The sequence below is a fragment of the Xanthobacter sp. ZOL 2024 genome, from assembly GCF_052932325.1.
Genome location: NZ_CM128808.1, coordinates 502,943 through 526,133 on the forward strand (window position 1 = coordinate 502,943; position 23,191 = coordinate 526,133).

Consider the following 23,191-nt stretch of genomic DNA (forward strand, 5'->3'; position numbering starts at 1 on the left):
CCTTAATCCCGGCTCGCCAGCACCTGCGTCACCAACGCGGCGCAACTGTCCGCATCAAGGGGGAAGTCGGCGGCGATCCACGCAGCCTCCACCCGGGCCAGGGCCTGCCCCAAGGCCCGGCCGGGGCGCAGGCCGCGGGCCATCAGGTCGGCAGCGGTCACCGGCAGGCGCGGCGAGGTCCAGCTCTGCGCCATCGCCAGCAGCCGGGCCGTCTCGCCCCGTCGCTGCGGATCGCGGGCCGCGCTCAACAGCGCCCGGTCCCGCGCCGTCTCCACACCCGCGCGATAGAGGAAGGCCCGCAGATCACGCTCCGGCGCCCGCGCCTGCGGCACCGGCGGCTGGGCGGCGGCCAACGCCTCCAGATGCCGGGTTTCTCCATTGGAGAGGCGCAGCCGTTCGCGCAGGCGCATCACGCTGTCGCCCGTCCAAAGCGCCAAGGCGGCAAGGCGGCGCATGGCCTCCGGTGCCACGTGGGCGGTCGCTTCCTCCGCCACCAGATGGTCGAAGGCGGCCAGATCGGCGATGCCAGCCAGAAGCGGCTGCAGCAGGCCGGTGTCGCTCATCACCCGTAAGGTCTCCGCCGCCCCCTCGGCCACCAGCAGCTTCAAGAGCTCCGCCCGCACCCGCTCACGGGAGAGGCCGGCGAGCCCGGCCCGGCCGCGGATGACTGCGCTGAGCGCGGTCGGGTCCACCGGACCTGCCCCATAGGCCGCATGAAAGCGGAACAGCCGCAGAATGCGCAGATAATCCTCGGCGATCCGCGCTTCGGCAGCGCCGATGAAGCGGACCCGGCGCGCTCTGAGATCGGCGAGCCCCCCCACCAGGTCGATCACCCGCCCATCGGCATCGGCATAAAGGGCGTTGATGGTGAAATCCCGCCGCGCCGCGTCATGCGCCCAGCTGCGGCCGAACCGCACCACGGCGCGGCGTCCGTCGGTCTCCATGTCCTCCCGCAGGGTGGTGACCTCATAGGCCGCATGGTCCACCACCACCGTCACGGTGCCATGGTCGATGCCGGTGGGCACCGGCTTGAGGCCGGCCGCCTGGGCCCGCCGGCTGACCTCCTGGGGTAGCGCGGTGGTGGCGATGTCCACATCGGTCACCGGCCGGTTGAGGAGGGTGTTGCGCACCGCGCCGCCCACCACCCGCGCGGTCTCGCCATCGGCATTCAGCACATCGAGAAGCCGGCGCAGGCCGTGCCGCTCCCAGAAGGCGGCCCCGGCCAGGGCGGGCGCGGTCATTCAAAATGCCCGGGAACGAAGGTGCCGTCGCGGGTCTGCGCCGGCACATAATGGCTGCCGGGCGGCGCGCTGCGCCCCCCCTCGAACAGCAGGAGGCCGGCCACCACCAGCGCCAGGGCGGCCACCACCAGCGCCACCAGCGCCCGCGGCGACCAGTGCCTGGGCACCACCGAGCCCTTGGTGGCGATGAGCAAGGCGGCATAGAGCACGAACGGCGTGAGAAACAGCGCCAGTTCCACCAGGATGGTCCGCAGCATCAGGCGTAGACCCGTTCGTAGAGGTTGCGCAGCATGCCGGCGGTGGCGCCCCAGATGAAGCGCCCCTCGAACGGCATGGCATAGTAATGGCGCAGGGTGCCCTTCCATTCCCGCGACTGGCGCTGGTGGTTGGCCGGGGTCATCAGGAAGTCGAGCGGCACCTCGAACGCCTCCTCCACCTCCGCCGGATTGAGGGTGAGCGCGTAGCCGGGGTCCACCAGCCCCACCACCGGCACGATCCAGAAGCCGGTGCCGGAGAGATAGCCATCGAGATAGCCGAGGTGCCGCACCCAATGGGCATCGAGCCCCACCTCTTCCTGGGCCTCCCGCAGGGCTGCGGCCTTCTCGTCCGCATCGCCGGGATCGACCCGGCCACCGGGAAAGGCGACCTGCCCGGCATGGGTGGAGAGCTTCGACGAGCGCAGGGTCAACAGCACCGCCGGATCGGGCCGGGCGATGATGGGCACCAGCACGGCGGCATGGCGCGGCGGCGCCGTGGGGGCGAGGCCATCGAGGCTGGGCTGCAGGGCATGGTCGCCATTCACGGCGCCGAATGCCCCTTCCGCATAGGGTGGCGGCGGCACGGCGGACAGGCCATGGGCAGCGCGGTCGAGGAAGTCCGCCAGCGGTGAGTCGGGCGGCGCGGTGCGATGGGGAAACGTCACGACAGGCACACTCATGATGGGGGCAGGTCCAGCGCCCCGGCCGGCATGATGGGGAAGAAGGCACCGCCGGAGGCCACGCCGAACATTTCCTCGCCCCCCACCGCCCGCACCGCGCCGGCGGCCACCAGATCGAAATAGGCCGAGCGGGTGAGGCGCGCCTCCAGCCCGTTGCGCACGGCGAGATAGGGCACGAACTCCCCCTCCTGCGCCCCCGGAGCGAAGCGCAGCGGGTGCTCGGGGCCACAGCGCACCACGTCATCGAGATTGGTGCGGAACACCAGGGTGGGCCCCTCGGGCCCCGCTTCCTGCGCCATCTCCACCGCCAGGAAGGGCGCGTCGTCGACGGTGATGCCGATCTTTTCCACCGGCGTCTTCAGCACATAGCGGGCGCCCTCACGGGTCAGCACCGAGGCGAACAGGCGCACCAGGGCCGGCCGGCCGATGGGCGTGCCCATGTAGAACCAGGTGCCATCGGCGGCGATTCGCATGTCCATGTCGCCGCAATCGGGCGGGTTCCAGCGCTCCACCGGGGCCGGTCCGCCCCCGGAGCCGGCCGCCCGCGCGGCCGCCATCAGCGCCTCCAGGCGACCGGCGCCGGTGGGCGCATCGCCTGACGGCGCAAGGGTTTCGCCGCCGTTCCGGCCTGCCATGATCGGTCCTCGCGATGACGTGAGCGCGCGGCGCGCGCTTCTCCCGTTCAGGGATTAGACGGAACACAATCTTATCGTAAGCTCTCTTTCCGGGTGGCGCGACCTTTGCCACGCGAAATCAGGGCTAGCCCCGGGCGGGGCGACGCGAGATCATCGCATCCAGGCGCCTTTTCGCCGCCTTTTGCGGCGAGCCTCGTGGCGATGCACCCGCAACGCCCGGCTCGGGGCGTGGAGACCTTGCGTGGAGACCTTTTGATGTCGGCTGCCGGCGAGACTTTCGACCTCGACCAGATGATCGTGCGCAATGCGGAAACCGCCGCCGGCCACGTGCGGGCGGCGCGTACCGCCATGGGTGCGGTCATCTTCGGGCAGGATGCGGTGATCGACCGCGCGCTCATCACCATCCTGTCCGGCGGCCATGCGCTGCTGGTGGGCGTGCCGGGCCTCGCCAAGACCAAGCTGGTGGAAGCCCTGGGCACGGTGCTGGGGCTCGATGCCCGGCGCGTGCAGTTCACCCCCGACCTGATGCCCTCCGACATTCTCGGCGCCGAGGTGCTGGAGGAGACCACCGGCGGCCAGCGCGCCTTCCGCTTCATCCGCGGGCCCATCTTCGCCCAATTGCTGATGGCCGACGAGATCAACCGCGCCTCGCCGCGCACCCAGTCGGCCCTGCTGCAGGCCATGCAGGAATACCACGTGACGGTGGCCGGCGAGCGCCACGACCTGCCCAAGCCCTTCCACGTGCTGGCCACCCAGAACCCGCTGGAGCAGGAGGGCACCTATCCCCTGCCCGAGGCCCAGCTCGACCGCTTCCTGATGCAGATCGACGTGGATTATCCCGATCGGGAAGCCGAGCGGCGCATCCTGTTCGAGACCACCGGCGCCGAGGAGCAGAAGCCCCGCGCCGCCATGGCGGTCGATGACCTGATGGCCGCCCAGCGCCTGGTGCGGCGCCTGCCGGTGGGCGAATCGGTGGTCGAAGCCATCCTCACCCTGGTCCGTTCCGCCCGCCCGGCCGGCGACCAGCCGGCGGAAAGCGCGGAACAGCGCTTCATCGCCTGGGGCCCCGGCCCGCGCGCCTCCCAGGCGCTGATGCTGGCGGTGCGTGCCCGGGCGCTCCTGGACGGGCGCTTCGCCCCCTCCCTCGACGATGTGGCGGCGCTCGCCGAGCCGGTGCTGAAGCACCGCATGGCCCTCACCTTCGCCGCCCGCGCCGAGGGCGAGAGCGTGAGCGCCATCATCCGCCGCCTGGTGGCGCAGATCGGTTGAGGGGCGCATCCGGCTTGGCACAGGGATCGAACGAGGCAGTTGCAACCGGCACCGCGACCCGAGCGGTGGAGCGGGCGGCGCTGGCCGCCGCCGGCCTGGTGGCGGCCATGCCGCGGCTGGTGCTGGAGGCCCGCCGCATTGCCTCCAGCGTGCAGCACGGCCTGCATGGCCGACGGCGCGCCGGCATCGGCGAGAGCTTCTGGCAATATCGCCGCTTTCTGGCCGGCGAGCCCGCCGCGCGGGTGGACTGGCGCCGCTCGGCCCGCGACGACATTCTCTATGTGCGCGAACGCGAATGGGAGGCCGCCCACACCGTGTGGGTCTGGCCGGACCTCTCCGCTTCCATGGACTATGCCACCGGCAACCGCCCGCCCAAGCGCGAGCGGGCGCTGGTGATCGCCTTCGCTCTGGCCGACCTGCTGGTGCGCGGCGGCGAGCGGGTGGGCGTGCCGGGGCTGATGCGGCCGTCCGCCCATCGCGGCATCGTCGATCGCATGGCGGAATCGGTGGTTCTGGCGCCGGAGCTGCCGGCCAGCCTGCCCCCGGCCTTCGCCCCTGCCCCCACCGCCGAAGTGGTGCTGCTGGGCGACTTCTGGAGCCCCGCCGCCGAGATCATCGCCCGCCTGGAGGCCATCGCCGCCGGCGGCGCCCACGGCCATGTGGTGCAGATCGTCGACCCGGCGGAAGAGACCTTCCCCTTTTCCGGCCGCATCGAATTTTCCGAGCCCGAAGGCGGCGACAGGCTCACCGTTGGCCGCGCCGAAAGCTGGCGCGCCGAATATGAGCTGAAGCTCGACGCCCACCGCGCCGCCCTGCGCGCCGCCGCCGAGCGGCTCGGCTGGAGCTTCCTCGTGCATCGCACCGACCGACCCGCCAGCGAGCTGCTGCTGGCGCTGCACATGCGCATGGGCGCGGCCGCCAGCAGCGGAGGGCGCGCCTGATGTTCGGCCTGCCCCTCGCCTTCGCCGCGCCGCTGCTGCTCACCGCGTTCCTGGCGCTGCCGCTGTTATGGTACGTGCTGCGGGTGGTGCCGCCGAAGCCGCGCGCCATCGCCTTTCCGCCCACCCGCCTGCTGTTCGAGATCCGCCCCAAGGAGGAGAGCGCCGCGCGCAGCCCCTGGTGGCTCACGGCGCTGCGGCTGCTGCTCGCCGCTTTCATCATCCTGGCCGCCGCCGGCCCCATCTGGAATCCGCCCGCCACCAGCCCCGGCGCCGATGGGCCGCTGGTGCTTGTGATCGACCAGGGCTGGCCCGCCGCCAGCCAGTGGGAGGCCCGCATGGCGGCCGCCGGCGCCCTCATCGACGAAGCGGACACCAGCGGCCGCGGCGTCGCCCTCATCCCCACCGGCGACGTGCCGCGCGAGCCGGGCTTCCTCACCCCCGGCGCCGCCCGCGACCGCCTGCGCTCCCTCGCTCCCGTGGCCTATGCGCCGGAGCGGGCCGCCGCCTTCGCCCTCGCCAGCCGGCTCCTGGAGAAGGAGCCGAAGGCCGGCCTCGTCTTCCTCACCGATGCCGTGGACATGGGCGCCGATGCCAATCTCGCGGCCACCCTGGCACCACTGAAGAATTCCGCCGCGCTGCTGATGGCCGGCGCCCCGGTTTTGGCCCTCGCCGGACCGGAGAACGGCGCCGATGCCCTGAGCGTGAAGGTGCTGCGCTCCGCCCCCGGCGCCGCGGCCGGGCGGGTGGAGGCGAAGGATATGCGCGGCCTCACCCTCGGCGAGGCGCCGTTCACCTTGGCCGAAGGCGCCAGCGCGGCCACCGCCCGCTTCGCTCTGCCGGTGGAGATGCGCAACGAGATCGCCCGGCTGGAGATCATCGGCAGCCACTCCGCCGGAGCCGTGCAGCTCATCGACAAGAGCTGGCGCCGGCGCACCGTGGGCATCGTCTCCGGCACCAGCACCGATACCGGCCAGCCCCTGCTCGCCCCCACTTATTACCTCACCCGCGCTCTCGGCCCCTATGCCGACCTGCGCGTAGCGGAGACCGGCTCGGCCATCGAGAACATCAATGCGTTTCTGGAGCAGCACCTGCCGGTGCTGCTGCTGCCGGACGTGGGCACCATTCCCGCCGCCACCCGCGCCCGGCTCGCCCGCTTTGTGGAGAATGGCGGCGTGCTGGTGCGCTTCGCCGGGCCGCGCCTCGCCAATGCCCAGGACGACCTCTTGCCGGTGAAGCTGCGCCGTGGCGGCCGGGTGCTGGGCGGCTCGCTCTCCTGGGAAACGCCGCAGAAGCTCGGCGCCCTCACGGCCGAAGGCCCGTTCCGCGACATGAAGGTGCCCGGCGACGTCACCGTGACCCGTCAGGTGCTGGCCGATCCCGATGGCAATCTCGGCGAGCACACCTGGGCGGCGCTGGCCGATGGCACCCCGCTCGTCACCGGCGCGCGGGTGGGCAAGGGCGCCATCGTGCTGTTCCACGTCACCGCCGACACCTCGTGGTCGAACCTGCCGCTGTCCGGCACGTTCGTGGACATGCTGCGGCGGGTGATCGCCTTGTCGGACGCCCCGCCCCCCACCGCCGATGCCGCCCCGGCCCAGCGCGCGCCCCAGACTGCGCCCCTCGGCCAACCGGAAGTGGCGAACCTCGCCGCGGCGCGGGTGCTGGACGGCTTCGGCGCCTTCGCGCCGCCCGGCCCCACGGTGCGGGCCATTCCCGCCACCTTCACCGGCCGCGCCAGCGCCGATCATCCCCCCGGCTTCTACGGCCCGCCCGATGGCCTCGTCGCGGTGAACGCGCTGCTGCCGGCCGATGCGCCCAAGGCCATCGACTTTGCCGCCTTGGGCCTGCGCGCCGAGCCGCTGCAGGAGAGCGCACCGCAGGATCTGCGCGGCCCGGTGCTGATCGCCGCCATGGTGCTGCTGCTGCTCGATGCGCTGGCGGTGTTCTATCTCGCCGGCGGCCTCTCCCGCCTCGGCGGACGGCGCAGCACGGCGGCGGCGCTTCTCGCCGCCGTCCTCGCCCTCGGCGCCCTCGCTCTGCCGCCGCCGGCCCGGGCCGGCGACGACGGCTTCGCCCAGATGGCCACCGCCCAGACGCGCTTCGCGTTCGTCACCACCGGCCAGCCGGAGGTGGACGACATTTCCCGCGCCGGGCTGAACGGCCTGGCCGCCTTCCTCGCCCAGCGCACCGCCTTGCAGGCGGGCGAGGCCATGGGGGTGGATCTCTCCAAGGACGAGCTCGCCTTCTTCCCGGTGATCTATTGGCCGATCCTGGCCGATAGCCCGGTGCCGCCGCCGGCGGTGCTGGCGCGGGTGGATGCCTATATGAAGCAGGGCGGCACGGTGATCTTCGACACCCGCGACGCCATCGCCTCCTCCAACACCCCCGGCGCCGCCCTCACCCCGGCGCAGGCGCGGCTGCGGGAGATCCTCTCCGGCCTCGACATTCCTGAGCTGGCCCCGGTGCCGCGCGAGCACGTTCTCACCAAGGCCTTCTACCTGTTGAAAGACTTCCCCGGCCGCTTCACCGGCGGCACCACCTGGGTGGAGGCGCTGCCCCCCGGCGACGAGGCCGACCGGCCGGCGCGGGCCGGCGATGGCGTCTCGCCGGTGATCATCACCTCCAACGACCTCGCCGGCGCCTGGGCGGTGACCCGCTCCGGCGAGCCGTTGCTGCCTCTCACCCCCGGCGAGCCGCGCCAGCGGGAAATGGCGTTCCGCGCCGGCGCCAACATGGTGATGTATGTGCTCACCGGCAATTACAAGGCGGACCAGGTGCATGTGCCGGCGCTGCTGGAAAGGCTCGGCCAATGACCGCCCGTTTCCCCCGGCCTGAGGCCCGCTCCACCCGCGGGGGTGCGCGATGAGCTACGGCCTCGCCTTCGCCCCCTTCGTCTCCTGGCCGGTGCTGATCGGCCTTGGCGTGGCCGCTCTGGTGCTGGCCGGCCTGCTGCTGATGACCCGCACCCGCGGCGCGGGACTGCGGGCGCTGGCGTTGGCGGTGGGGCTGCTCGCCCTCGCCAACCCCTCGCTCACCCGCGAGGAACGCGAGCCCTTGTCCTCGGTGGTGGCGCTGGTGGTGGACGAGAGCGCCAGCCAGTCGTTCGGCGAGCGCACCCCGCAGACCGAGGCCGCCCGCGCGGCCCTTGCCGAAAAGCTCGGCCAGCTGCCCGGCGTGGAGGTGCGCACCCTGACCGTCGATGCCGCCCATGGCGACACCGACGGCACCCGGCTCTTCTCCGCCCTCTCCGCCGGCCTGGCCGATGTGCCGCCGGAGCGGGTGGCGGGCGCCATCCTGCTCACCGACGGGCGGGTGCATGACGTGCCGGACAGCGCAGCGGCGCTGGGCTTCACCGCCCCGGTGCATGCCCTCATCACCGGCCACGAGGGCGAGAGCGACCGCCGCATCACCCTGGAGAAGACGCCCCGCTTCGGCATCGTCGGCCAGTATCAGAGCCTCACCTTCCGCGTCACCGACGAAGGCCTGCCGCCCGGCGCCCGGGTGCCGGTGACCGTGCGGCGCGACGGCGAGGAGATCGCCCGGCCCATCGTCACCGCCGGGGTGAGCGATACGATCGACGTGGACATCACCCACGCCGGCCCCAACATCATCGAATTCGAGGTGCCGCCGCTGCCCGGCGAGCTGACCCTGGTGAACAACCGCACCGCCGTTTCCGTCGACGGCATACGCGACAAGCTCAAGGTGCTGCTGGTCTCCGGCGAGCCCAACGCCGGCGAGCGCACCTGGCGCAACCTGTTGAAGAGCGATGCCAATGTGGACCTCGTCCACTTCACCATCCTGCGCCCGCCAGAGAAGCAGGACGGCACGCCCATCAACGAGCTCTCGCTGATCGCCTTTCCCACCCGCGAGCTGTTCCAGACCAAGATCAAGGATTTCGACCTGATCATCTTCGACCGCTACGCCCAGCAGGGCGTGCTGCCGCAGGTCTATTTCGACAATATCGTGCGCTATGTGCGCAATGGCGGCGCGGTGTTGGTGGCCTCCGGCACGGATTATGTGGAGCCCGGCTCCCTCTACAACACGCCGCTGGAGGAGATCCTACCCGGCATGCCCTCGGGACAGGTCACCGAAACCCCCTTCCATGCCCGGCTCAGCGCCGCCGGCAAGCGCCATCCCGTGACCCGGGGCCTGCCCGGCGCCAATGCGGAACCGCCCCAGTGGAGCCGCTTCTTCCGGGTCATCGATTCCCAGGCCCGCTCCGGCACCCCGCTGATGACCGCCCCCGGCGACAAGCCCATTCTGCTGGTGGACCGGGTGGGCGAAGGGCGGGTCGCCCAATTGCTCTCCGACCACATCTGGCTGTGGGCGCGCGGCTATGAGGGCGGCGGGCCGCACATCGACCTGCTGCGCCGCCTCTCCCACTGGCTGATGAAGGAACCGGACCTGGAGGAGGAACGGCTGAAGCTCACCGTTTCCGGCCGCGACCTGGTGGTGGAGCGCCAGACCATGGGCGACACGGTGCCGCCGGCGCTCATCACCACCCCCGAGGGCGCCACCCGCACCCTGGCCCTGAAGGAAGTGGAGCCCGGCCTGTGGCGGGCCAGCACCCCGGCCGATGCGCTGGGCCTGTGGCGGGCCACCAATGGCACCCTGACCGCGCTCGCCAATATCGGCCCGCTGAACCCCAAGGAATTCGCCGAGGTCACCAGCACCCGCGCGGTGGTGGCGCCCATCGTGAACGCCAGCGGCGGCGGCCTGTGGCGGCTCGCCGATCTCAACGGCGGCGTGCCCCGGGTGGTGCAGGTCTCCTCCGGCGATCGCCTCGCCGGCGCCGACTGGATGGGCCTTGCCACCCGCGATGTCTCGGTGGTGCGCGGCATCGGCCTGTTCCCGGTGTTCGCCGGGCTCAGCGGCCTGCTGCTGCTGCTCGGCGTGCTCGCCGCCGCGTGGGTACGGGAAGGCCGCTAACGCGGCCGTGGGTGCGGGAAGGCCGCAGGCGTGTGGGGAAGCCGCTCTCGGGCATCCCTGGGGCGAGACGCGGCCGGAACACGGCCACTGAACACGGCCATTGAACACGGCCATTGAACACGGCCACTGCGAACACGACCCGTGGCCGGGCCGCGACGTCCGCGAACACGGCGGCTTCAACCGTGGGTTCGATGGGCGACGCCCGCCGGATGCGGGGCCGGGCCCCAGCCCGGCGGCGCGCCGCATGCGCCCGATGGCGCTCCATGACAGCCCGCGATGATGGCGTCTGGCGCGCCGGCTCAGCCGGCGGCCACCACCACCCGGTTGCGGCCGGCTTCCTTGGCCTTGTAGAGGGCCATGTCGGCCTGGCGCACCAGCTCTTCGGCATCCTGGCCGGGAGCGATAGGCCCGGAGGCCACCCCGAGGCTGGCGCTGATGGTGGTGAGCTCCGCCGCCGAAGCGCTGGGGCGCATGGCCGCCACATTGGCGCGGATGCGCTCGGCGATGGCGCGGGCCCCGGCCGCGTCCGTATCCGGCAGGATGGCGATGAACTCCTCGCCGCCGTAGCGCGCCGCGAAATCGCCAGGGCGCCGGATGGAGGTGGCGATGGTGGCGCCAAGGCGCTGCAGCACCTCGTCACCCACCTTATGGCCGAAGCGGTCGTTGACCGCCTTGAAGTGGTCGGCGTCGATCAGCACGATGGACAGGGTGCTCTTGGTGCGGGCGGCGCGGGAGGCTTCGTCCAGCAGGGTGCGGTCGAAGGCGCGGCGGTTGGGCAGGCCGGTCATGGCATCGGTGGCGGAGAGCATCTCCAATTGGGCTTCCATGGCCTGGCTGCGGGCCAGCGAGCGCCGCAGGGTGCGCACGGTGATGACGATGAGGGCGCACACCAGGGCCGTGCTCAACACGGTGATCAGCACCTGCCGGCGCCATTCGCGCATGGCGTCCTCGGTGGAAACGCCCACCGTCAGCACCAGGGGGAAGTTGCCGATGGGCTGGTCGATGTAATAACGCTCGATGCCGTCGATGGGCGAGGTGTGGATGAAGGCGCCGGTGCGATTGGCGGAGATGAGGCGGAACTTCTCCGTGTCATGGATATCGAGGCCGATGTTGCCCGCCTCGTCGGTGGACGGCTGGCGGAAGATGACCACGCCATTGTCCTTGCTCAGCATGATGCTGTCGCGATGGTCGAAATGGATGTTGCCGAACATGGCATTGAACAGGTCAATGCTGATGCTGGCGATCACCACCCCGGCGAACGCGCCATCGGCATCGGTCATCCGCCGGCTCAGGACGATGATGGGGGCATCCGCCCGCAGCCGGCTCGACAGGGGATCGCTGAGAAAGGTGCCGCGATCCGCCTCCCGCTGCGCGGTGAAGTAATTGCGATCGGCGAAATTGCCGGCCCGCGGCTCCAGGGATTGGGAATCCGCCAGAATGGAGCCATCCTTGCCGATCACCAGCATGGAGCCGATGAACGGCGCATAGGCCAGCCGGTCGAACAGCACCCGCGCGCGCAGGTCCGGCGGCAGCGCCATGATCTCGGGATGCTTCACCGAATCCTGCATGCCGATGATGGACAGCTCCACCATGGTGAGATTGCGCTCGATGTTGGACGAGACCGACCCCAGCAGGTTGCGCGCCGCCCCCACCTCCAGGTCCCAGGTGTCCCAATAGGTCTGCCACAGCAGCAGCCCCTGTGCCGCGAGGATGAGCGCGATCACCGCGGCGACGGCGATCGAGGGGAGAGAGACCTTGAACCGGGACATGGACATGATGGCGCGGACCGCGACAGGGATGGGCTGCAGCCCCACTACAGCACAACCCGCGGGAGAGCGCGCGGCCAGATGCGTCCAAACTGGCATCTTTCAGTCCCCCGGGCGCGGGCGCGCCCGGCCGCTCAGCTCGTCTTCGCCTGGGCGGCGGCCCGCTCCTGGTTGAGGGCGAAGAGGCGGGCGAGCACCTCATCATCGGAGAGGTCCGACGGCCAGCCATAGGCGGCGGCCACCGCTTCGTCGAGGGCCTTGTGGGCGTTGACGAGCCAGGTGGGGCGGGCATTGTAGAGATTGGTGAGGGTGCGCTTCTTCAGCTCTTTTTCCGCCTCGGGGCTGACGGGCAGGATGCGATCGGGATAGCCCGGCACCACCTCCGGCTCCCGCCGCACCAGATCCGCCGGGTTCAGCCAATTCTCCCGCAATTCATTGAGCCGCGCCGCCGCGGTGGCAATGGCCATGGCCCGGGGATCATCGGCATAATCGGCGGCCGGGATGTTGGGGGTCAGGCCTTCGGGGAAGGGGAAGGTCTCGAAGGTGGTGGAGGGCGTGTAGCGCGGATCATTGCCGACGCCGAGCCATGTGCACAGACGCAGCGACCACAGCTCGTGGAAGCGGGAATGAAGGATACCGAAGGTGGTGTCGTCATCGCGGGCGATGACGACTAACTGGCAGTCGGGCAGAAGCCCACTAAACGCCCACGAAAAAAGTCTGTATTTCGCGACACGCGGCGTGACAATAAAACGCCTCAAATTTTTCGATGCCCGCTTGAGATCAGAGCCGGATCGTCCCAACCGCCACCAATTTTGCCTCCGCTGACTGTCGCGATTTTGCTCTCTTATTGGCCGCACTTCGGCCTCAACGTGAGCAAAGGGCAGCTCGAACAGGGCCGCGTCTTCCTGAGCCAGATCTGAAAAATCAATTATCCACAGGCCTCTTGGCCTGCGAGTGACATCTAATCCATTAGCCCAAGGGCGAAGAACAGAAATGTTCGATTTATTGTGAGGGTTATGCCCGCGAACAATCCACGCTCTCGCTAAATCTCCTGATATATCGAAGGGACCAACTTTGACGGGGCCCTGGAACGCATGGTCGAAATTCTCTTCCAACCTCTCAGATTTCGCAATATCTGACGACGCATCTGTTAGATCTGAATTGATCCGCAGAACAGACACCCCGTCCAGGCGCCGCGTTTCGTCATCGCCAGTGGGGCCAAACGCAATCAGCGACACGCGAACGGCCGCCCCCTCCACCGTCCACGCTTCATCCGCCCAAGCGGCAATGAAGCCGATCTTGTCGGCGATCCGGTCCATGACCACACGGTTCGCTCCGCCGCGCACCGAGTTCGTAGCCACCAGCCCCACCCGCTTCGCCCGATCCGCTTCAATCGCCGCCGCAGCCTTCGCGATCCAGTAGACGACGAAATCCGCCTCGGCCGGCACCAGACCTCGGTACGCCTGGAAGAGGCGATCAACGTAGTCATCCCCCAGTTCCGCACGCAGCAGCTTGCCGCCGAGGAACGGGGGGTTGCCGATGATCACATCCACTTCCGGCCACAGGTGCGGCGTCCCATCCGCATTCAACACCGCATCGCGGCACTCGATGGTCTCCAGCGGTTTCAGCACCGGGTTTTCGGCGGCGGGGAAGCCGTGGGCGAGCATCCATTGGATTTCGCCGATCCACACCGACACCCGCGCCAGCTCAGCCGCATAGGGGTTGATCTCGATGCCGCGCACCACTTCCGGCCCGATGCGCGGGAAGCCGCGTTCCAGGCCCATCGCCTCCGCCTCCACCTGGGCGCGGTGCTCCAGGTCCTTCAGCGCCCTGAGCGCCAGATACAGGAAGTTGCCCGAGCCGCAGGCCGGGTCCAGCACCCTGAAATCCCCCAGCCGCTTCAGGAAGTTCGCCAGCACCGCCTGGGCATCGTTATGGGCCTTGGTGGCCTGCCCCTTGGCGGTGGAACCGGCCTTGCCGCGCTTCGCCTTCGCGGCCGCATCCTGGGCGGCGGCCTTTTCCATGAGCGTGGCGATCTCGGCCCGCGCCTTCTCCCATTCCGCCGTGAGCGGGGCGATGAGCACCGGCTCGATGATCATCATGATCTTGTCGCGGTCGGTGTAATGGGCGCCGAGCTGGCTGCGCTTGTCCGGGTCCAGCCCGCGCTCGAACAAAGTGCCGAGAATGGAGGGGTCGATATCGCCCCAATAGCGGGTGGCGGCCCCGTGCACGAGGCGGATCTCGTCCTTGGTGAGGGCGAACACCCGGTCATTGTCGAACAGGCCGCCATTGAACCAGGCCACTTTCTCGAACCCGATGCGCCCGCCCTTGCTCATGGCGCGGAACAAATCGCCGGCGAAATCGGTGAAGGCGGAAGGATCTTCCAGCGCCCGCTCCAGCATGCGGCTGAACATGGCATCCTTCAGCAGCTTCACATCTTCCGCGAACATGCAGAAGACGAGGCGGTTGATGAAGTGGGCCACCTCCTCCGGCTCGCCATAGCGGGTGCGCAGCGAACGGGCCAGCTCGGCGAAATTGCCGGCCACTTCCTCGGTGAGCTGCTGGCGGGTCTTGGTGGGGCGCAGCACCTCGGGGTCGGCGAAGGCGGCCTTCAGCCAGCCGCGTTTTTCCGCATCCTCCAGCTCCGAGATGGGGATCTCGTAGACCTTGGAGACGGAATTGGTCCAATTGGTGTGGATGCGGATGGTGGTGCCCACATCGGACACAATGAGCAGCGGCGGATTATCGAGCGCCACCGCATAGCGCTGCAGCTGGGCGAAGGCGTTGTCGAGATTGGCGTGGGTGCCCTTGTATTCCCAGCCGAAATGGCCGCGCTTGAACACATCGGCAAAGCCCTTGCCGCCGGTGGTCTTGGTGGCGCCCACCTCAAAAGCATAGTCGCGGCCTTCGGGATCAACCTCAGCCGGGGTCTTCTCGCCCAAGAGGCGGCACAGATCGATGAAGTGCTCCTGCGCCGCGGCGCGCTCCTTGAGCTTCGAGTTCTGCCACTTCGCGATAAACTCGTGCGGCGTCATGATCTTGTCGACCCCCCGGGCGCGGCGCGCTTCCCTTTCTACCGCACTCCCCGCCCAACGCCCACCACCGCCCACACCGAACCACCCCGGCGCACGACAATCCACGATCGCCCGGCGCGGGTGCGCGACAAGAACAGGAATATCAAGATTTTAAGCTGGTGCTGCGAGAGAGGATTGAACTCTCGACCTCTCCCTTACCAAGGGAGTGCTCTACCACTGAGCTACCGCAGCATCCGCATCGGGAAGGGTCAAACCCTCGGTCCCGAAGGGCGGCGACGTGTCGTTCGCCGTCAGGTGGCCCCATCTGCCATATGCTTCAGACCGGCGCAAGGGCGTTCGTGCGATATCTGCATCTTCATCCCCGGGACGCCCCTTTTCGACCGGCAAGCGGTGGACAACTCCCCGCGCCGCCCGCCGATCTCAAGGCCGAAGCTCCTTTTTTGCGCTTGCACATGTCTTGAGCGTTTCTTGTTCCCTCTATAGCCTCAGGAGGAGAGGCCACACCGGGGGGACAGTATGGCTGCGGACAAGCCGCGCACCCAAACCATCGGCGCAGTCAGGCGGACCTTCCAGCCATGGGCCGATCCGGCCCAGAAGCCCCTCATCCGCTTTGAGAACGTGGTGAAGCGATTCGGCGAGTTCACCGCCGTCGACCACGTCAGCCTCGACATCTATGAGCGGGAGTTCTTCGCCCTGCTCGGCCCCTCCGGCTGCGGCAAGACCACCTTGATGCGCATGCTCGCCGGCTTCGAGGAGCCCACCGAAGGGCGCGTCACCCTCGCCGGCCAGGACCTCGCCGGCGTGCCGCCTTATCGGCGGCCGGTGAACATGATGTTCCAGTCCTACGCTTTGTTCCCGCACATGAACGTGGCCGACAACATCGCCTTCGGCCTGAAGCAGGACAGGATGGGCAAGGGCGAGATCGACGCCCGGGTCGAGGAGATGCTCAAGCTCGTCAAGCTGGAGAAGTTCGCCAAGCGCAAGCCGCACCAGCTCTCCGGCGGCCAGCGCCAGCGGGTGGCTCTGGCCCGCTCCCTCGCCAAGCGGCCCAAGCTGCTGCTGCTGGACGAGCCGCTCGGCGCCCTCGACAAGAAGCTGCGCGAGGAAACCCAGTTCGAGCTCATGGACCTGCAGATGCAGCTGGGCATGACCTTCCTGATCGTCACCCACGACCAGGAAGAGGCCATGACGGTGGCCGACCGCATCGCCGTGATGAACCATGGCGAGCTGATGCAGGTGGCGCCCCCGGCGGTGATCTACGAGCAGCCGGCCAGCCGCTATGTGGCGGACTTCATCGGCGAGGTGAACCTCATCGAGGGCCGGATCTCCGCCACCGGCGCCGACAGCACCCGGCTGAGCTCTGAGGTCACCCCCCAGCCCCTCGTCGTCGCCCAGGCGGTGGCGGCGCAGCCGGGCGACACGGCCTGTGTGGCGATCCGCCCGGAAAAGCTGCGCATCTCCCTCGATCAACCGGCCGACACCTCAGAAAACTGCTTCCAGGGCGAGATCTGGGACATCGGCTATCTGGGCGACCTGTCCATCTACCATGTGGAGCTCGCCTGCGGGCAGCGCATCAAGGTCTCGCAGCCCAACCTGTCGCGCGTGGTGCAGCGGCCCATCACCTGGGAAGACAAGGTGTGGGTGACGTTCGCGCCCCATGCCGGCGTCATCCTGACCCGCTGAGGAGGTGCCGATGCCGATGGCGGGAGAAAACGGACGGCGCCGCTACCTCGTGATCGCGGTGCCCTATCTGTGGCTTCTGGCGCTGTTCCTGGCGCCGTTCCTCATCGTCTTCAAGATCTCGCTGTCGCAGGATGTGGTGGCCCAGCCGCCCTATGCGCCGCAACTGGACCTCGCCGACGGCTGGACCGGCTTCACCGATTTCGTCTCCGGCCTGTCGTTCGACAATTACGTCTACGTGCTGGATTTCTCCAACGAGTTCATCCAGGCCTACGGCTCCTCGCTGGTGATCGCCTCCATCTCCACGGCGCTGCTGCTGCTGGTGGGCTACCCCATCGCCTATGGCATGGCGCGGGCGCCGCGCAGCCTGCAGCCCACCCTGCTGATGCTGGTGATCCTGCCGTTCTGGACCTCGTTCCTGATCCGCGTCTATGCCTGGATCGGCATCCTCTCGCCCGAAGGCCTGCTCAACCAGGGGCTGATGGCGCTGGGCGTCATCGACACGCCGCTGGAGATCCTCAACACCGACATCGCCGTCTATATCGGCATCGTCTATTCCTACCTGCCCTTCATGGTGCTGCCGCTCTATTCCGCCCTGGAGAAGCTGGACGACACCTTGCTGGAAGCGGCCGCCGACCTCGGCTGCCCGCCGGTGAAGGCGTTCTGGACCATCACCTTTCCGCTCTCCCTGCCGGGCGTCGCCGCCGGCGCGCTCCTGTGCTTCATCCCGGCGGTGGGCGAGTTCGTCATCCCCGACCTGCTGGGCGGTTCCGACACCATCATGATCGGCAAGTCGCTGTGGACCGAGTTCACCGTGAACCGCTCCTGGACCGTCTCCTCGGCGGTGGCGGTGCTGCTGCTGCTGGTGCTGGTGATCCCCATCGTCATCTATCAGAACGTCCAGCAGCGCCAATTGGAGGCGGGCCGATGAACCGCAGGCTCACCTGGTTCAATGTGACGTCCATCGCCCTCGGCCTCGCCTTCCTCTACATCCCCATCCTGCTGCTGGTGGTCTATTCCTTCAACGCCTCGCGCCTCGTCACCGTGTGGGCGGGCTTTTCCACCCAATGGTATTGGGCGCTGCTGGAGAATGAGCAACTGCTGGATGCCGCCTGGGTCACCCTGCGGCTCGCCTTCTTCTCCTCGCTCGCCGCCACCGTGCTCGGCACCATGGCGGCACTGGCCCTCACCCGCTACGGCCGCTTCTACGGCCGCACCCTGTTCTCGGGCATGATCTATGCGCCGCTGGTCATGCCCGAGGTCATCACCGGCCTGTCGCTGCTGCTGTTGTTCGTGGCGGTGAATTTCGATCGCGGCTTCTGGACCGTGCTGCTCGCCCACATCACCTTCACCATGTGCTTCGTGGCGGTGGTGGTGCAGTCGCGGCTCATCACCTTCGACCGCTCGCTGGAGGAGGCCGCCCTCGATCTCGGCTGCCCGCCGCTGAAGGTGTTCTTCACCATCACCCTGCCGCTGATCCTGCCGGCGGTGGTGTCGGGCTTCATGCTGGCCTTCACGTTGTCGCTGGACGACCTGGTGGTGGCGAGCTTCACCACCGGGCCGGGGGCCACCACCCTGCCCATGCGCATCTATTCCCAGGTGCGGCTCGGGGTGACGCCGGAGATCAACGCCATCTGCACCATCCTCATCGCCATCGTCACGGTGGTGGTGCTGGCCGCCTCCATCATCACCAAGCGCACCGAGACCATTCGCCAGGCAGAAGAGCGCGCGGCCCTGGCCGGCTGACGGCCAGAGTGCGCCGTCACAGGGCCGAGAACAGCACCAAAGCCTTGCCGGCCCCGTCGTTGAGGGTGAGGGTGCGGCGGCCCATGTCCGCCTGCCAGCCCCGCGCGGCTTCCAGGGCCGCGAGAAACTTCGTCTCCTGGTCCATGGCCCCGGGCGAGCAGCTCATGCGGGTGGAGGCGAGCGGCCCGAACTGGATGGCCTTGCCATCCACCTTGGCCTCCCCGGTATAGCGATTGCAGCCGCTGGAGCCGGACACCCGCCCCTCGGCGGTGAGTTCCAGGGTGGTCTGCAGGCGATCCAGCACACCGTTGCCGCCGATATCCTCGGCAAGCCAGCGGCCCACCGGCGAGGGGGCTTCCTCCGCCCGGGCGATGGTGGCGCCGAGGCCCATCCCCACCAGCGCCATAAAAGCGCGCCGCCCAAGCCCGGCGGCAGCGGCGGTGGCCGGCACGGGGGTGTCCGTCGGGGTCATCGGTCTGCTGCGGGTCATCGGTTCGGGTGCTCCTGCATCGTCCACGCCGGCCGCGCCGGCGTGGAAGGGGGTGTGGACCGGCTGCCCGGCCTTATACGGGAATGCGCACGGTGGCGCGCAACCCGCCGAGGGGGCTGTCGGCCAAGGTGATGTCGCCGCCATGGGCACGGGCGACGTCGCGGGCGATGGACAGGCCGAGGCCCGAGCCGCCTTCATCCTGGTTGCGGGCGTCGTCGAGCCGCAGGAACGGGCGGAACACGTCGTCCCGCTTCTCCTCGGGAATGCCGGGGCCGTCGTCATCCACGTTGACGATCAGCCAGCGCGCGTCGCGGGTGCCGGTGATCTCCACCGTATCGGCGTGGCGCACCGCATTGTTCACGAGATTGCCGATGCAGCGCTTGAGCTGCTCGCCCTTCACCTCCACCAGCGGCGGGCCCATGAAGGAGGCGCGCGCTTCGGCGCCGTCACGCTCGGCATTCTGGCGCAGGTCCTCGATCAGCATGCCCATGTCGGTCAGGGTCACCGCCTCGCCGGTGTCGCCGCGGGCGAAGGCGAGATAAGCCTCCAGCATGCCCTGCAGTTCCTCCACGTCCTTTTTCAGGGCGTCGGTGTCGGCATTGTCCGGCAGGAAGGCGAGTTCCAGCTTGAAGCGGGTGAGGATGGTCCGCATGTCGTGGGAGACACCGGCGAGCATGGTGGTGCGCTGCTCGATCTGCCGCTCGATGCGCCGCTTCATCTCCAGGAAGGCCACCGAGGCCCGCCGCACCTCGCGGGCGCCGCGGGGGCGGAAATTCTCCACGTCCCGCCCCTTGCCGAACGCCTCGGCCGCGTCGGCGAGATTCTCGATGGGACGGATTTGGTTGCGCAGGAACAGGATGGCCACCGCCAGCAGCACCAGGGAGGTGCCCACCATCCACAACAGGAAGATGTGGGAGTTGGAGGCATAAGCGGTGTTGCGCTGGGCGAAGATGCGCAGCACCGAATCATCCATCTTGATGCGCACCTCGATGAGGTTCGACTTGCCCACCGTGTCGATCCAGAACGGCCGGCTCACCCGCCGGCCGATCTCCCGCGACAAGGCGCTGTCGAGCACCGAGAAGAAGGGCTTGGGCCCCGGCGGCGGCAGCGGATCGGGCGGCAGCACCGCCACGTTGAGGCCGAGGTTGCGCCAGGCGATGCGGCGCAAAAGCTCGAAATCATTGTCCCGCGGCAGCACCGGATAGAGCGCCACCACCGCCGAGATGTCCTGGCTGACGGCGGCGGAGAGGCGCCGGGTCACCGTATTGTAGTGGCGCTCCATGAACACGAACGCCACCACCGACTGCAGCAGCACCATAGGGGTGACGATGATGAGCAGCGAGCGCGGATAGAGGCCCTTGGGCGTCACCCGGTTGAACCAGTGGGCGAAGCGGGCGTTGGCCTCCTTCAGCCCGTGGGCCACGGCCTGCAGGCCCGACAGGCCGCGCTCCATCCGGCTCAAGGCGTGACCACCAGCCGATAGCCGATGCCGCGCACGGTCTGCAGGAACACCGGATTGGCCGGGTCCCGCTCCAGCTTGCGGCGCAGCCGGTTCACCTGCACATCCACCGCCCGCTCGCTGGTGGCGCCACCGCCGGCAAGGGCAAGGCGCGGCACCGTATCGCCCGGCGCCTCGGCGAGGGTCCGCAGCATGTCGCGCTCGCGCTCGGTGAGGCGCACGATCTCGCCATCACGGGTCAATTCACCCCGTTCCAGATGGAAGGTGAAGTCGCCGAACCGCACGCTCTCGATGGCCTTCTGCGGCGGTGGCGCCGCCCGCTTGAGGATGGAGCCGATGCGCAGCAGCAGCTCGCGCGGCTCGAACGGCTTGGCGAGATAGTCGTCCACCCCCGCCTCGAGCCCGGTGATGCGGTCCTCGGTCTCGGCGCGGGCGGTGAGCATGAGGATGGGCACGGCGGAGGTCTGGCGCAGGGAGCGGGCGAGCTCCACGCCACTCTCCCCGGGCATCATCACATCGAGCACCAGGAGGTCGAAGGTGAGCCCCTCCAGCCGGCTGCGCGCCTCGGCGGCGGAGGCGGCGGTGGTGACGCGATAGCCATTGGTGATGAGCAGGCGCGACAACAGGGTGCGGATGCGGTTGTCGTCGTCCACCACCAGCAGGTGGGGCACGTCGTCCGGCAGCGGGGGCATGGGACTGGTCGCGGCCGTCGGCTCGGTCATCTCTGGCTCCCTGGTGGCGCGGCCCATGGCCGCCACCCCTGCGCGTCACACTTGCGCGCCACCCTTGCGCGCCACCCTTGCGTGCCACCCTTGCGCGCCACCCTTGCGCGTCGCGGCAAAAGCTGGTGCACCGGCTGTGCACGCCCGCGCGGTCCGCCGTCAAGCCTTTGGGCGCCTGCCGGCCGTCACTCCGCCGGCATCAGGACATCACCCGTGGCGGGCGCGGCGGGCCCGGTCGGCGCGCTGGATCAGCCGTTCCACCGCCGCCCGATCCTCCGGATCGATCATGGCGAGAAGAAAGCGGCGCACCGTTTCTTCCGATCCCGGCCCGCAGGCGTCGAGCGCCCGGGCGATGCGCCGGCTCTGGATGCCGACGAAATCACGGGCGAGCGCCTCCGCCTTGGGGGTAGGATAGAGCAGGCGCTGGCGCCGGTCGGCGGCTCCCGCCCGGCTTTCCACGAACCCCTCGTCCACCAGTTCACGCAGCACCCGGCCGAGGGACTGCTTGGTGATCTGCAGGATCTCCAAGAGGTCCGTCACGCGCATACCAGGGTGGCGATTCACGAAATGGATCACGCGATGGTGAGCCCGTCCGAAGCCGATGGGCGCCAGGATCTCGTCGGGGTCGCCCACGAAGTCCCTGTAAGCGAAGAACAAAAGCTCGACGAGGTCCACCAGAGGCACGCCGTCCCGGATCTCCTCCGACGCGGAGCGCGCGGGAGTCTCGGCCGGCGCGAGTGCGGTGTTTATGTCAGCCATATTGACTTTTTCAATGCGATCGTTACTTACAGGACCAGTTTCACGAAATGATCGGTCGCTGTCGAGCCAAACCGTAACCGATCGTTTCGCGGTGTTGCCAGCAAATGCCGCTGGCGTAAAGATACCCCCGAGTGGCCAGCCTGCAAAGCAAGGCGGCACCAGGGGGGAAGCCGCGCGGACGACGCGGCCTGAAGAGGAGCAAGGATCATGAGTGCACCGGGCGTTCCCTTCGACAAAATGGACGGCTGGATCTGGTACGACGGCGCCTTCGTGCCGTGGCAGGACGCCAAGCTGCACGTGCTTTCGCACGGCCTGCATTATGCCAGCACCGTGTTCGAGGGCGAGCGCGCCTATGGCGGCGAAATCTTCAAGTCCACCGAGCATGCCGAGCGCCTGCGCCGCTCCGGTGAGCTTCTGGATTTCGTGATCCCCTATTCCATGCCCGAGATCGTCGCCGCCAAGAAGGCCACCCTCGAGAAGAACAACCTGCTCGATGCCTATGTGCGCCCGGTGGCCTGGCGCGGCAGCGAGACCATGGGTGTCGCCGCGCCCCACAACAAGGTGCACCTCGCCATCGCCGTGTGGGAGTGGCCGAGCTATTTCGATCCCGAGCAGCGCATCAAGGGCCTGCACCTCGACCTGGCGGAGTTCCGTCGCCCCGATCCGGCGACCATTCCCTGCAAGGCCAAGGCGGCCGGCCTGTACATGATCTGCACCATCTCCAAGCACCGGGCCGAGCGGCGCGGCTTCGCCGATGCGATGATGCTGGACTATCGCGGCTATGTGGCCGAGTGCACCGGCGCCAACATCTTCTTCGTGAAGGATGGCGTGCTGCACACCCCCACCCCCGACTGTTTCCTGGACGGCATCACCCGCAAGACGGTGATCGAGCTGGCCCGCCGCCACGGCATCGAGGTGGTGGAGCGCCACATCAAGCCCGAGGAGCTGTCCGAGTTCACCGAGTGCTTCGTGACCGGCACCGCCGCCGAGGTGACCCCGGTGGGCGCCATCGCCGACTGGAAGTTCACCCCGTCGGGCATCACCCACCAGCTGATGGATGCCTACACCGCCGAGGTGCAGCCCAAGAAGCAGGCGGCATGACAGCAGGCCGCGTGATCCTTCAGGGGCGCCACCCCTGAAGACCCGAGTGTGCTCGTCTTCAAAGCCCCCTTCCGGCCTGCCGGGAGGGGGTTTTTTGGTTCCGCACGGCAACCGGCCCTGGACGCGGCTAGCGCTGCCTTCCACCCTGGCGCTTTACGCGCCGGGGATGCCCATGCCGTTCATGATCGAGACCTTCGACAAGCCGGGCACCCTGGCCCTGCGAGCGGCGACCCGGCCCGCCCATCTCGCCTTCCTCGCCGCCCACGCCCATCTGCTGATCGCGTGCGGCGGCAAATTGGATGATGACGGCCAGCCCCTGGGCGGCGGCCTCTATATCGTAGCTCTGGAAAGCCGAGGCGAGGCCGAGGCCTTCCTCGCCGCCGATCCGCTGGCGCAGGCGGAGCTGTTCGCACGGGTGGAGATCACCCGCTGGCGCGAGGGCTATGTGGATGGGGTCTGCCGCCTGCCGGTCGAAGGCTGA

The 23,191-nt window shown here is 68.9% G+C and carries 19 protein-coding genes and 1 tRNA gene; 9 read left to right on the top strand and 11 right to left on the bottom strand.

Translation table 11 applies throughout. The features are described from left to right. Positions 1–2 precede the first annotated feature (2 nt). The 4 genes from ACU4E7_RS02525 to ACU4E7_RS02540 are packed head-to-tail and all read right to left on the bottom strand — an operon-like array spanning position 3 to position 2,813. On the bottom strand, positions 3–1,241 hold the full coding sequence (locus ACU4E7_RS02525; RefSeq protein WP_447020542.1) for a CCA tRNA nucleotidyltransferase: 1,239 nt from the start codon (positions 1,239–1,241) through the stop codon (positions 3–5). Then, on the bottom strand, positions 1,238–1,498 hold the full coding sequence (locus tag ACU4E7_RS02530; RefSeq protein ID WP_238120612.1) for a DUF6111 family protein: 261 nt from the start codon (positions 1,496–1,498) through the stop codon (positions 1,238–1,240). The genes ACU4E7_RS02525 and ACU4E7_RS02530 overlap by 4 nt, the downstream gene beginning before the upstream one ends. Then, positions 1,498–2,178 carry a CoA pyrophosphatase gene (locus tag ACU4E7_RS02535; RefSeq protein ID WP_447020543.1) on the bottom strand — a complete coding sequence of 227 codons (681 nt, stop codon included), beginning with the start codon at positions 2,176–2,178 and terminating at the stop codon, positions 1,498–1,500. Before ACU4E7_RS02535 ends, ACU4E7_RS02530 begins: the two co-directional genes overlap by 1 nt. Next, positions 2,175–2,813: a DUF1285 domain-containing protein gene (locus tag ACU4E7_RS02540; protein WP_447020544.1), complete on the bottom strand. Its 639-nt coding sequence runs from the start codon at positions 2,811–2,813 to the stop codon at positions 2,175–2,177. Before ACU4E7_RS02540 ends, ACU4E7_RS02535 begins: the two co-directional genes overlap by 4 nt. A 255-nt stretch (positions 2,814–3,068) precedes the next feature. Between ACU4E7_RS02540 and ACU4E7_RS02545 the strand changes: the two genes are divergently transcribed. Genes ACU4E7_RS02545 through ACU4E7_RS02560 form a run of 4 tightly spaced genes read left to right on the top strand, consistent with a single transcriptional unit; the run spans position 3,069 to position 9,952 of the window. Beyond that, positions 3,069–4,082 (top strand): AAA family ATPase, encoded by a 1,014-nt coding sequence (locus tag ACU4E7_RS02545; protein WP_238120610.1) that lies wholly within the window; start codon positions 3,069–3,071, stop codon positions 4,080–4,082. Positions 4,083–4,096: 14 nt separating this feature from the next. Further along, the gene (locus tag ACU4E7_RS02550) at positions 4,097–5,023 is read left to right on the top strand and encodes a DUF58 domain-containing protein (protein WP_447020545.1); all 927 of its coding nucleotides are present in this window, start codon (positions 4,097–4,099) and stop codon (positions 5,021–5,023) included. After that, a complete protein-coding gene (locus ACU4E7_RS02555) occupies positions 5,023–7,836 on the top strand; it encodes a DUF4159 domain-containing protein (RefSeq protein WP_447020546.1) in 2,814 nt (937 codons plus the stop codon). Before ACU4E7_RS02550 ends, ACU4E7_RS02555 begins: the two co-directional genes overlap by 1 nt. Positions 7,837–7,885: 49 nt before the next feature. Next, positions 7,886–9,952 (top strand): hypothetical protein, encoded by a 2,067-nt coding sequence (locus ACU4E7_RS02560; protein WP_447020547.1) that lies wholly within the window; start codon positions 7,886–7,888, stop codon positions 9,950–9,952. A 299-nt stretch (positions 9,953–10,251) separates the two neighbouring features. Here ACU4E7_RS02560 and ACU4E7_RS02565 read toward each other — a convergent pair whose 3' ends face one another. From ACU4E7_RS02565 to ACU4E7_RS02575, 3 genes are all read right to left on the bottom strand, one after another. Continuing rightward, the gene (locus tag ACU4E7_RS02565; RefSeq protein ID WP_447020548.1) at positions 10,252–11,727 is read right to left on the bottom strand and encodes a sensor domain-containing diguanylate cyclase; all 1,476 of its coding nucleotides are present in this window, start codon (positions 11,725–11,727) and stop codon (positions 10,252–10,254) included. A 125-nt stretch (positions 11,728–11,852) separates the two neighbouring features. Next, entirely contained in the window at positions 11,853–14,753 is a 2,901-nt protein-coding gene (locus ACU4E7_RS02570) for a class I SAM-dependent DNA methyltransferase (protein ID WP_447020549.1), read from the bottom strand. Between the two features lie 156 nt (positions 14,754–14,909). Continuing rightward, positions 14,910–14,984 (bottom strand) — tRNA-Thr (locus ACU4E7_RS02575). A 285-nt stretch (positions 14,985–15,269) separates the two neighbouring features. On the opposite strand from ACU4E7_RS02575, the gene ACU4E7_RS02580 reads away from it, so the two are divergent. The 3 genes from ACU4E7_RS02580 to ACU4E7_RS02590 are packed head-to-tail and all read left to right on the top strand — an operon-like array spanning position 15,270 to position 18,179. Next, positions 15,270–16,436, top strand: coding sequence for an ABC transporter ATP-binding protein (locus ACU4E7_RS02580; RefSeq protein ID WP_238120605.1), 1,167 nt, complete (start codon positions 15,270–15,272; stop codon positions 16,434–16,436). 10 nt (positions 16,437–16,446) lie between these two features. After that, a complete protein-coding gene (locus ACU4E7_RS02585) occupies positions 16,447–17,364 on the top strand; it encodes an ABC transporter permease (RefSeq protein WP_447020550.1) in 918 nt (305 codons plus the stop codon). Continuing rightward, positions 17,361–18,179, top strand: coding sequence for an ABC transporter permease (locus tag ACU4E7_RS02590; RefSeq protein WP_238120604.1), 819 nt, complete (start codon positions 17,361–17,363; stop codon positions 18,177–18,179). Before ACU4E7_RS02585 ends, ACU4E7_RS02590 begins: the two co-directional genes overlap by 4 nt. A 16-nt stretch (positions 18,180–18,195) precedes the next feature. On the opposite strand, the gene ACU4E7_RS02595 is transcribed toward ACU4E7_RS02590, so the two are convergent. The 4 genes from ACU4E7_RS02595 to ACU4E7_RS02610 all read right to left on the bottom strand — a co-directional run bounded on the left by ACU4E7_RS02595 (position 18,196) and on the right by ACU4E7_RS02610 (position 21,609). Beyond that, on the bottom strand, positions 18,196–18,669 hold the full coding sequence (locus ACU4E7_RS02595; protein WP_447020551.1) for an META domain-containing protein: 474 nt from the start codon (positions 18,667–18,669) through the stop codon (positions 18,196–18,198). 73 nt (positions 18,670–18,742) lie between these two features. Continuing rightward, on the bottom strand, positions 18,743–20,131 hold the full coding sequence (locus ACU4E7_RS02600) for an ATP-binding protein (RefSeq protein WP_443266202.1): 1,389 nt from the start codon (positions 20,129–20,131) through the stop codon (positions 18,743–18,745). Next, a complete protein-coding gene (locus ACU4E7_RS02605) occupies positions 20,128–20,850 on the bottom strand; it encodes a response regulator (RefSeq protein ID WP_238120602.1) in 723 nt (240 codons plus the stop codon). Before ACU4E7_RS02605 ends, ACU4E7_RS02600 begins: the two co-directional genes overlap by 4 nt. A gap of 207 nt (positions 20,851–21,057) precedes the next feature. Then, positions 21,058–21,609 carry a MarR family winged helix-turn-helix transcriptional regulator gene (locus ACU4E7_RS02610; protein WP_238120601.1) on the bottom strand — a complete coding sequence of 184 codons (552 nt, stop codon included), beginning with the start codon at positions 21,607–21,609 and terminating at the stop codon, positions 21,058–21,060. A 207-nt stretch (positions 21,610–21,816) separates the two neighbouring features. Here ACU4E7_RS02610 and ACU4E7_RS02615 point away from each other — a divergent pair, with 207 nt between their 5' ends. Both ACU4E7_RS02615 and ACU4E7_RS02620 read left to right on the top strand, forming a co-directional pair. After that, positions 21,817–22,710, top strand: coding sequence for a branched-chain amino acid aminotransferase (locus tag ACU4E7_RS02615; protein ID WP_238120600.1), 894 nt, complete (start codon positions 21,817–21,819; stop codon positions 22,708–22,710). Positions 22,711–22,882: 172 nt separating this feature from the next. Continuing rightward, positions 22,883–23,191: a YciI family protein gene (locus tag ACU4E7_RS02620; RefSeq protein ID WP_447020552.1), complete on the top strand. Its 309-nt coding sequence runs from the start codon at positions 22,883–22,885 to the stop codon at positions 23,189–23,191.

What these genes read in the sequence shown, in the direction of transcription:
- ACU4E7_RS02525 (WP_447020542.1), bottom strand. Translation starts at nt 1,241, where the DNA reads ATGACCGCGCCCGCCCTGGCCGGGGCCGCCTTCTGGGAGCGGCACGGC.
- ACU4E7_RS02530 (WP_238120612.1), bottom strand. Translation starts at nt 1,498, where the DNA reads ATGCTGCGGACCATCCTGGTGGAACTGGCGCTGTTTCTCACGCCGTTC.
- ACU4E7_RS02535 (WP_447020543.1), bottom strand. Translation starts at nt 2,178, where the DNA reads ATGAGTGTGCCTGTCGTGACGTTTCCCCATCGCACCGCGCCGCCCGAC.
- ACU4E7_RS02540 (WP_447020544.1), bottom strand. Translation starts at nt 2,813, where the DNA reads ATGGCAGGCCGGAACGGCGGCGAAACCCTTGCGCCGTCAGGCGATGCG.
- ACU4E7_RS02545 (WP_238120610.1), top strand. Translation starts at nt 3,069, where the DNA reads ATGTCGGCTGCCGGCGAGACTTTCGACCTCGACCAGATGATCGTGCGC.
- ACU4E7_RS02555 (WP_447020546.1), top strand. Translation starts at nt 5,023, where the DNA reads ATGTTCGGCCTGCCCCTCGCCTTCGCCGCGCCGCTGCTGCTCACCGCG.
- ACU4E7_RS02560 (WP_447020547.1), top strand. Translation starts at nt 7,886, where the DNA reads ATGAGCTACGGCCTCGCCTTCGCCCCCTTCGTCTCCTGGCCGGTGCTG.
- ACU4E7_RS02565 (WP_447020548.1), bottom strand. Translation starts at nt 11,727, where the DNA reads ATGTCCATGTCCCGGTTCAAGGTCTCTCTCCCCTCGATCGCCGTCGCC.
- ACU4E7_RS02570 (WP_447020549.1), bottom strand. Translation starts at nt 14,753, where the DNA reads ATGACGCCGCACGAGTTTATCGCGAAGTGGCAGAACTCGAAGCTCAAG.
- ACU4E7_RS02580 (WP_238120605.1), top strand. Translation starts at nt 15,270, where the DNA reads ATGGCTGCGGACAAGCCGCGCACCCAAACCATCGGCGCAGTCAGGCGG.
- ACU4E7_RS02585 (WP_447020550.1), top strand. Translation starts at nt 16,447, where the DNA reads ATGCCGATGGCGGGAGAAAACGGACGGCGCCGCTACCTCGTGATCGCG.
- ACU4E7_RS02590 (WP_238120604.1), top strand. Translation starts at nt 17,361, where the DNA reads ATGAACCGCAGGCTCACCTGGTTCAATGTGACGTCCATCGCCCTCGGC.
- ACU4E7_RS02595 (WP_447020551.1), bottom strand. Translation starts at nt 18,669, where the DNA reads ATGACCCGCAGCAGACCGATGACCCCGACGGACACCCCCGTGCCGGCC.
- ACU4E7_RS02605 (WP_238120602.1), bottom strand. Translation starts at nt 20,850, where the DNA reads ATGACCGAGCCGACGGCCGCGACCAGTCCCATGCCCCCGCTGCCGGAC.
- ACU4E7_RS02610 (WP_238120601.1), bottom strand. Translation starts at nt 21,609, where the DNA reads ATGGCTGACATAAACACCGCACTCGCGCCGGCCGAGACTCCCGCGCGC.
- ACU4E7_RS02615 (WP_238120600.1), top strand. Translation starts at nt 21,817, where the DNA reads ATGAGTGCACCGGGCGTTCCCTTCGACAAAATGGACGGCTGGATCTGG.
- ACU4E7_RS02620 (WP_447020552.1), top strand. Translation starts at nt 22,883, where the DNA reads ATGCCGTTCATGATCGAGACCTTCGACAAGCCGGGCACCCTGGCCCTG.